General features: G+C 35.6%; 7 protein-coding genes. 5 read left to right on the top strand and 2 right to left on the bottom strand.

What is annotated here, in order from left to right:
* The 4 genes from A5875_RS02435 to A5875_RS02420 all read left to right on the top strand — a co-directional run.
* Window positions 1–1059, top strand: a 1059-nt coding sequence (locus tag A5875_RS02435; RefSeq protein ID WP_217809340.1) for a LacI family DNA-binding transcriptional regulator, incomplete at its 5' end; no start/stop codon positions are given.
* A gap of 366 nt (window positions 1060–1425) precedes the next feature.
* A complete protein-coding gene (locus A5875_RS02430) occupies window positions 1426–2286 on the top strand; it encodes a helix-turn-helix domain-containing protein (protein ID WP_088932131.1) in 861 nt (286 codons plus the stop codon).
* A 393-nt stretch (window positions 2287–2679) separates the two neighbouring features.
* Window positions 2680–3534 carry a helix-turn-helix domain-containing protein gene (locus A5875_RS02425; protein WP_088932130.1) on the top strand — a complete coding sequence of 285 codons (855 nt, stop codon included), beginning with the start codon at window positions 2680–2682 and terminating at the stop codon, window positions 3532–3534.
* Window positions 3535–3647: 113 nt separating this feature from the next.
* Window positions 3648–4757, top strand: coding sequence for an ABC transporter ATP-binding protein (locus A5875_RS02420; protein WP_088932129.1), 1110 nt, complete (start codon window positions 3648–3650; stop codon window positions 4755–4757).
* Window positions 4758–5521: 764 nt separating this feature from the next.
* Here A5875_RS02420 and A5875_RS02415 read toward each other — a convergent pair.
* On the bottom strand, window positions 5522–6571 hold the full coding sequence (locus A5875_RS02415) for a HAMP domain-containing sensor histidine kinase (protein ID WP_207114435.1): 1050 nt from the start codon (window positions 6569–6571) through the stop codon (window positions 5522–5524).
* Window positions 6568–7242 (bottom strand): response regulator transcription factor, encoded by a 675-nt coding sequence (locus A5875_RS02410; protein WP_088934609.1) that lies wholly within the window; start codon window positions 7240–7242, stop codon window positions 6568–6570. Before A5875_RS02410 ends, A5875_RS02415 begins: the two co-directional genes overlap by 4 nt.
* 167 nt (window positions 7243–7409) lie before the next feature.
* On the opposite strand from A5875_RS02410, the gene A5875_RS02405 reads away from it, so the two are divergent.
* The coding region (locus A5875_RS02405; protein WP_088932128.1) for an ABC transporter ATP-binding protein at window positions 7410–9308 on the top strand (1899 nt) is incomplete at its 3' end.

Genomic DNA, 9308 nt, shown 5'->3' with positions numbered 1-9308 from the left:
TATAATAGATTTACGCTAAACCTAGAGGTGAGTATGATGATTACTTTAAAAGAAATTGCTCAAGAAGCAAATGTAAGTCCGATGACTGTTTCAAATGTCATTAACGGAAATTTGAAACGCGTTTCAAAGGAAACCGCTGATCGCGTTCATGCCATTATTAAAAAGAACAATTATGTTCCAAACTCAGCAGCAAGGACACTCTCAACCAAGTCATCGATGATGATTGCTCTATGTATCGCTGATAATTTTTACACTGACCTAGCCAATGAAAATTATTCCCAGAGTCCGTATAATATCGATATGATAGGAATCATACAACATTTCGTCGAAGCGGAAGGATATGTTTTGTTGCTTTGTGGTGGAGAAACCCCGCAAGAGATTATTGACAATATGAAAACTTGGAAAGTCGCCGGCGCCATTTTTCTCGCAGGATTTGACTCATTCATTCCTAAAATTGAAAAAGAATTAGGTGTCCCCACTGTCTTCTTAGATAACGTTTATAGCGATGGTGCTATTTCATCTATAAATATTGATGATTATTATGGCGGTGTCTTAGCTGCACGCTTTCTATTGAATCAAGGTCACCAGAACCTTGCTTTTGCTTCAAATATCATTCATGAAAATCCTTTGTTAGAGCTTCGCTATAAAGGTTTTTTAGAGGCTCATCGGCAGAAAAATAAAGATTTTGACGTAAATTGTGTTTTTAACGGTCCAATCACTTACGAAGGTGGTATTAAGATCGGTAAAGAAATCGCGCGCCATCCTGAGATCACAGGAGTTGTAGCAACTGCTGATGTACTAGCTATTGGTATCATTGAAGGCATTCGTCTTAGTGGGCTTTCCGTTCCTGACGATATCTCTATCATTGGTTTTGATGACATTCCGATGGCGAAATTTGTTTCGCCAAAGTTGACTACGATCAAACAAAACATGCTGGAAAAAGGGAAACTGACGACAGAGGAACTATTCAGATTGATTGAAGATCCTAAGGCACTTCCAGAGAGAAAAATGCTACCAGTGGAAATCGTTGAACGCTTTTCAACTAAAAATTTGAATTGATCAAAAAAGCTCACTAAAACGGTGAGCCTTTTTGACATCCTCTTTTCGACTCTAACGGAAAGTTTTGAAAGACAAACTATAGTAAGTCAAGTACATAATAAAAAAAGGATTAACACATTGATTTTCACTTTTTGCCAACACAAATAAGCTTCAGAAACATTCAAGCTTAAAAGTCAGAAATGAACAATCATTTTTGGGGACATGAGAAGTGATTCGAACAAATTTTCTAACGACATAGCTAATAGCGACGTTGTAATACTTGTTTTCAGAATGATTTTCCTGATAATAGTACGATCAAATTGATATGAGTCTAGCCGCTTCGTGTAACACCTAGAAAAATCTGAACATATAAGGAGGAAAGAAAGAATGGGAAAGCTTGAAACTATTTTTCCTACTGAAAAAAATTATAAGAATATACCCACAGATTCGAGTTTGCTTTGCATAGAGAATGACGATTACTTAGTTGGTAATGCTAAAAAAGATTTAACTGATATAGAAATTGAGGTTCTTTCATTATTTACTGATAAAATCAATAAACCTTTGATTAATAAAAATAGCGAATGGTATCAGATACTAATGAACGACGCGTTCCCTACTGATATAGGAGAGTACCGCATCATTCAAGTCAATCTGATAAAAACGAATCCACATTTTTGTACTCAATGGGAAACTGAGATAAAGCAAATATCTAATTCTATACATGCAGTTCTCAAATTAAGTGACGAGCGCATCCTTATAATCGAAAAAAAGAAGACTAATACATTTAGCATTGAAAAGATTGAAGACTTTTTTCTCGCTCTTGATATGAATTATGATTGTCAAAGTAATCTTTTCATTGGTACTTTTTGCGACTATCACTTCAGTTTCAAAAAAATCTTTTCCGAGGAACGGAGGATTTTTGATTTTAGTTTAACTCAAAGTAGCGAAACAAAGTCTCTCACTTTGGCAAATTGTGCGCTTGATTTCTATTCTCAAGAACCTGTAAACAAGAGCTACCTATTAAAGACTCTTCATACCCAATGGTTTCAGCATGGCGATAACTGTTCGGAAATTATCGAAGGATTGTGGAAAAATCATGGGAATATCAGTGTTACGGCTAAGAATCTATCCATGTACCGCAGTACACTCGTTTATAAAATTGATAAAATATTTGAAGAAACACAACTTAATTTACGGAAAATGGATGATCTTTTTTTGCTCTATTTGTTAGTGAGTAATTTTTCCTAATAAGGTAGTCTGCCAAAACATCGCTGATTTAATTTTACACATCTCTATTGAGAAGCTGCTAAAGAATCCTTTAATGTACTTAGTAAAGATGCTCGAGTACTGTTTAGTAAGTCTTGAGTGAAGCTTTATCAACAGAAGAAGTTTGATTTATTTATGAATTTCACTGCTTTGAAAAAAAAGCTACTGACACTTAACGGAATTTTTGAAACTCTCGACCGTAAATAATCTGGCTACCCTCTTTAGAAACGATTTCCTGTCAGTTGACATATTATTTAGCAACTAGCCACCAGTAAAGAAGGCATTTTCAAAATAGATAAATTTCTGAAAAAGTTAATTCTCTCTCTTGCAAATGCTAGGATAAATTAAAACGATACTTATCAGAATGGAGTAGTTATGAATTTTCAAAAGCTCAAAGCCATGTATCCAACAGCCTATTTTAGTAGGGCAAGTCATTCGGATAACCAAGAAATTTGTTTGCCTACAAAAGACGGTTTCATAAAAATCCCAAAAAAGGATTTAACAGAAAAAGAGTTAGATTTAATCGCGCTCTTTATTGAGCCGGACTTTAAGATAAATAAAGACAAACATCCTTGGTATTCAATTTTATTTGAAGAACAAAAAGATATCATTGAAAATTACTATCGTGTTCTTCAAATTCAAGTCACTGGTCTGTCTTCCTTTCAACAACCCATCTTTCTTGAGGAACTTCAGAAAATATTCGGTAATACTATTGATCTTTTTTTTATTAATGAAAATATGCTGCTGCTGATTGAAAAACAATCAAAAGAATGTTTGTCCATTGAAGATCTTGAAGGTATCTTTCTCGCATTAGAAATCGACTTTGATTTCTCACTTCGTGTGTTTATAGGTCCATTTCATAGTTCCGAGAGCAATTTATCTACGCTTTTCGCAGAAGAACAAAAAATCTTTTATCAATACAATTCAAAGTATAAATGCTTTGATCTTTCAACGATCGTAGTCAACTATTTGGCTACTGAAAACATACAAGATAGTCAATTACTGCTTGATTTATATACTTCATTTCTCGGAAATAGCGAAATTCGCAACATCATCTCCTCATTATGGAAGAATCTGGGAAACCTCAGTTCTACCGCAAAAGATCTTTATATGCACAGAAATACCCTGCTCTACAAAATTGATAAGTTTTACACTGAATCAATGATCAATCTTAAAGACAGCAACAACTTATTCTTATCTTACTTGCTGGTCTCAACATTCCAAGCTTGATACTAAATTCGGCAAACTGACTAATTCTGCCTCTTCTTTCTGTACAGTTTGACATTGAAGAAAGACACCGCTTTCAAGTATATTTTATGTACAAACCACTAGGAGGTAATGACATGGTAGAGATTGCTTTAAACAGTATTCACAAAAAATATGACAAAAATAAAAATTATTCTGTAACTGATTTCAACCTGAACATTAAGGATAGAGAGTTCATCGTTTTCGTTGGCCCATCAGGATGTGGGAAATCAACTACCTTGAGAATGATCGCGGGCTTAGAAGATATTACAGAAGGCGAATTGCTGATCGATGGTAAGCTGATGAATGATGTGTCTCCAAAAGATCGAGATATTGCAATGGTTTTCCAAAACTATGCACTATATCCACATATGACCGTATTTGATAACATGGCATTCGGTTTGAAACTACGCAAAATGCCTAAAGAAGATATCAAAAAAAGTGTTGAAAATGCGGCGGAGATTTTAGGCCTTACAGAGTATTTAAATCGCAAGCCGGGGGCTCTATCTGGCGGACAAAGACAGCGTGTTGCCTTAGGTCGAGCGATCGTAAGAGATGCGCAAGTCTTTTTAATGGATGAACCGCTATCCAACCTTGATGCAAAATTGAGAGTCGCTATGCGTGCGGAGATTGCTAAACTACACCAAAGACTCAATACCACTACCATTTATGTTACGCACGATCAAACGGAAGCGATGACCATGGCAGATCGCATCGTCATCATGAAAGATGGTTTTATCCAACAGATTGGTACGCCGCAAGAAGTTTATAATACGCCTAAAAGTGTCTTCGTCGCCGGTTTCATTGGCTCCCCTGCCATGAACTTTTTCAAAGTAAAATTAGCAAACGGTGTAGTGACCAATGACTATGGTCTACGATTGGAAATTCCTGAAGGTAAAAATAAAGTACTGGTGGAAAAAGGGTATGAAGGATCAGAACTTATTTTCGGTATTCGGCCAGAAGATATCCGTACCGAGCAAATCGTTCTCGACACCACGCCGGAATCGACTGTTACAGCGGAAGTTGTCGTTTCAGAGCTACTTGGTGCTGAGACAATGCTTTATTCAAAAATTGGTGACACGGAATTTATCTCAAAAGTAGATGCTCGAGATTTCCATAAACCTGGAGAAATGATTGATCTAGCCTTTAATATCAGCAAGAGTCATTTTTTTGATATTAAAACGGAAGAAGTTATCAAGCTGCCATAGATTTTTTAATTTTGATACAAAGAAGACAACAGTTCCTCTCTGCTGTCTTCTTCGTTTTTTCAACTAATATGGTAAGCAACTTTGATAACCGAAAAATTTCATAGAGACGCACTACTTATGAAACTTGTCTTTGCACAACAATAAATGCTGAGCGGAAATGGTATCCCTTTTTAAAACTAGAATAATCTTTCATTATTACAAAATAAAAAAAGACGCTATCCGGTTTGTGATTCTAGAATCTCCGGATAGCGTTTTTGAATTATTTACTTACTATTTTCATTATAGTGCTTTCGCCCTATTGAACCTCTCCATATTCACAAAATTGTATTTCCTTTCCATTACTATTCAATACAACTAGTATTACGGACAAATCAAAACAGTCGTCTTAAGAAATGGTAGATCTATTTTTACTAACGTTTCGCCTAATGAGGTCGCGAATATGTACCAATCCTGTTGGCATATCGTACTTTTCTTCAAACATCTAAAACGGATCCCAATAACCATTAAATGACTTTATTAGCAAAACAAACAGGACACAATTATTCAAGTGATTCTCACACTATTGAGATAGTTCTAATCTATTTAATCAAGATTAAACACAAGATCAGCGCAACACTTTTCCAACTGAAGTGTCCGTTTCACTATTTGATATTTGAATCAGCTGGATATTGGTTAGGTCGATATCGACAAAATAGTCGAAGAAAAAAATAAACATTTTCTTCCAAATGATTTTTTACTTAATGTCGATTACTCTAAATTTTAAGTTATAGCCGTACTGTAAATTTACTTCCTACTCCAATTTCACTATCTACACATATCTCACCTTCACATAAATCGACAATTCGTTTTACTAGTGCAAGACCTAATCCATTACCAGATTTTGAATGTGAAGCATCTCCCTGATAAAAACGCTCAAATAAACTATCTAAGGTTCTATTATCCATTCCAGCCCCATTATCTTGAATCTCAAATTGAATGCCATTTGTAGACGTAAGCTTCACTAGAATAGTTCCACCTAAATCAGAAAACTTGATGGCATTGTCTAAAAGATTAATCCAAATCTGTTGTGTCAAATCGTCACTGCCAACATAATTCACTTCCTCCAATTGTAAATCGATGGTAATCTCTTTTGCTGACCATTTTGAAGCCATTAGGATAACTGTTCGTCTAATTTGTTCGTCTAAGCGAAATTCCGTTTTATTTCTGACGATTTCAATCGTATCATATTTGGATAAATTCAAAACATTGGTTGCTAGATCAGCTAAGCGTTTAGACTCCACAATAATGATATCAAGATACTCCTGTTTTTCAGCCTCACTTAGTTCGCTTTCTTTTAGTAGTTTAGCGAACCCCCGTATTGATACGATGGGCGTCTTAAATTCGTGAGAAAAATTATTAATAAAATCACTACGCAACGTTTCAATGCTTTTCAAATCTTTGGTCATTTTGTTGAAGCTTCGAGAAAGCTCCTCCAGCTCATCAACCCCTTTCAAATCTATTTGAACATCGAAATCGCCTTCAGCAACCTTGCCTGTTGCTTCGATAACATTCCGAATAGGCAACAGGGCCTTTTTGCTAAAAAATGTTGTCAGAGTGGTTCCCATCAACGTACATAGGATAAACAGAATAAAAATAGAAAAAAAAGGATTGCCTCGTGTAGCGCGTTCATATGATCCAAAAACAGAAATAATGCCAAAATATTGTAAAACAAAAATAGTTCCAGCGACGATGACAAAGGTTGCTATTAATACGCTCACGACTATCAGAACAAAAGTAGCCGCCAGCGTGATTCTTCTGCTAATAAAATTCCTCAAACCTTTTTCACCGCCTTATAACCTAATCCACGAACGGTTACAATTTCAAATTCAGACCAATCCCAAAATTTGTCTCTAAGTCGAGCAATATGAACATTCAATGTGTGATCATCTGTTTCAGAATCTGGTCCCCAAACCTCATCCATTAGCTGTAATCGTGTAAAGATTATTTCTGGATAAGAGAGCAATTTAAATAGCAGATAAAACTCTTTTTGAGGTAACATAATACTCTTGTTATTCTTGGATACAGACAAGGTATCATAGTTCAAAGTAACATCGCCTATTTTAATTTTGTGTTCATCTACAATTTGGGCACGTCTCAATAGGGCTTTAATACGCAGAATCATTTCCTGTTCATCAACTGGTTTTGTCATATAGTCATCGGTACCAACCATGAAGCCTTTTCTTTTATCCTGAGGTTCTTGTTTGGCGGTTACCATCAATATCGGCAAATTTTTCCATGAAGCACGGAGCTGCCTTGTCAACTCATAACCATCCATGTTGGGCATCATCAGGTCCAAAATAACCAAATCAATGTGCAGTTGTTCCATCAAGTTAAGAGCTGCAACTCCATCCTCAGCACTATATGGCTCAAAGCCATTCTGTTTTAGCACTGCACACAACAACTTCCTAGTATTAATATCATCTTCTACTACTAATAGTTTCGTCATAGCAACTCCTACCTTCTTTATTTTAAATAAATCCCGTTCTTTATTTCTATACAAAATTATACCTCAGAAACCTCAACTGAATCTCAACGAAATTTTGCTCTTCTGTTGAGATTCAGTTGAGGTTCAATTTGTAAGCTTAGAGCAAGTTAGGAAATGGAGGAAATAGCATGATCAAATTAAAATTAGAAAACATTCAAAAAATATATAGTAATGGGGAGAATGTCACTGCTTTAAAAAATGTTTCAATAGGGTTCCGTGAAAATGAATTTGTTTCTATCCTAGGCCCTTCTGGCTGCGGGAAAACCACTTTACTGAATATCATTGGTGGTCTTGATCACTACAGCTCTGGTGATTTAGTAATTAATGGTCACTCAACCAAAAATTATATAGATAGGGATTGGGATTCCTATCGAAATCATTCAATTGGATTTGTGTTCCAAAGCTACAATTTAATTGGTCATCAAACACTGCTACAAAATGTTGAAATTGCGATGACCCTCTCTGGCGTCTCAGCACTCGAAAGAAAACAGCGAGCAGCAAAGGCATTAAAAGATGTCGGTCTTGAAAAGCAACTCAATAAGAAGCCTAATCAGCTATCGGGCGGCCAAATGCAACGAGTCGCGATTGCACGAGCTCTGGTAAATGATCCAGATATTATTTTAGCGGATGAACCAACAGGAGCTTTAGATAGTAAAACCAGTCTTCAAGTCATGGAAATCTTAAAAAATATTGCTAAAACTCGACTTGTTATTATGGTTACTCACAACAGTGAATTAGCAGAAAACTATTCGAGTCGAATCGTTCGCATTTTAGATGGTGAAATCCAAGATGATAATAATCCATTAACAAGCAGTGAGTTGACCGATGAGCCATATAAAAAGACGGCTGAAAAATCCACTGCGAAAACCTCAATGTCGATGATCACAGCAACTACTTTGTCCTTTAAAAATTTGTTGACTAAACGAGGACGTACGATAACCACAGCTTTTGCCGGCAGTATTGGTATTATTGGAGTTGCATTAGTACTAGCCTTATCAAGCGGTTTGTCTAACTATATGAGCACCATGCAGGCCGATACACTAGCCAATGCCCCTATCTCCATTCAAGCAGGAGAACAAACCTTAGATGATAATAGTGATGATTTTTTTGGAAACACCAATAAAAACACTGCTAGTAAAAACGGTACTGATGATACCATTCGTGTCGCTGAACAAACAAAAGAAAAAACTACACATACAAATGTATTATCCAAAGATTATTTGAATTATATCGATAATCTTTCTTCTGAATTGCCTGAAGCGATTAACACAATCACTTTTGAAAGAAATGTCAAGATGAACTTATTAGCAAATACAGAAGGCAGAGTCATTGAATTTGATCCAACAATTGAATCAGAAACAGGAATGAACGATATGATGGGGATGAGTAGTAATTCCTACTGGCAGGAAATGCCGGATAACGATGAGTTTATTCGATCCCAATACGATTTTGTCGGGACTGATAGTCGACTCCCTTCTTCCAAAAATGAGATTGCAATTGTGGTTGATGAAAATAATAGTATCAATAAAACTTTTTATGACAAGCTTGGTTTGAAATCAGAAAATACGACATATGAATTGAGTGATTTCATTGGTCATAATCTGTTAAAGGTTATTTATAATGATGAATTCTATACACGAGATGGCGATTTATTTTCTAAGGCTACTCCTGCTGAATACACTGCTCTTTACAACAATCCTGAAGGTGAACTTTTAACGATTGTTGGTGTATTGAGAATGAAAGAGGATTTGGACTCCGGTTATTTTTCAGAGGGATTTATCTATACATCAGATTTGGCTGAAGCTGTAGCAGAAAATGCGAATAATTCTACTATTGCTAAGACTCAAAGCAGCAGCGATACAAATGTACTAACTGGTTTGCCTTTTACTGATAAAAAGATGAAGGAAAATGCAAATCAAAATCTAGGTGCAGATATTTCACCTACTAATATCAATATTTATCCAACTGATTTTGACCAAAAGGAAAGTATTAAAGATTATTTAGTTAACTACAACAACAATAAAAGC

Origin of the sequence: Enterococcus sp. 3H8_DIV0648, assembly GCF_002140655.1 — a bacterium.
GTDB lineage: Bacteria > Bacillota > Bacilli > Lactobacillales > Enterococcaceae > Enterococcus_A > Enterococcus_A hulanensis.
Note: the sequence above shows the minus strand (reverse complement) of the source record. Positions and strands in the feature narration are given on the sequence as shown.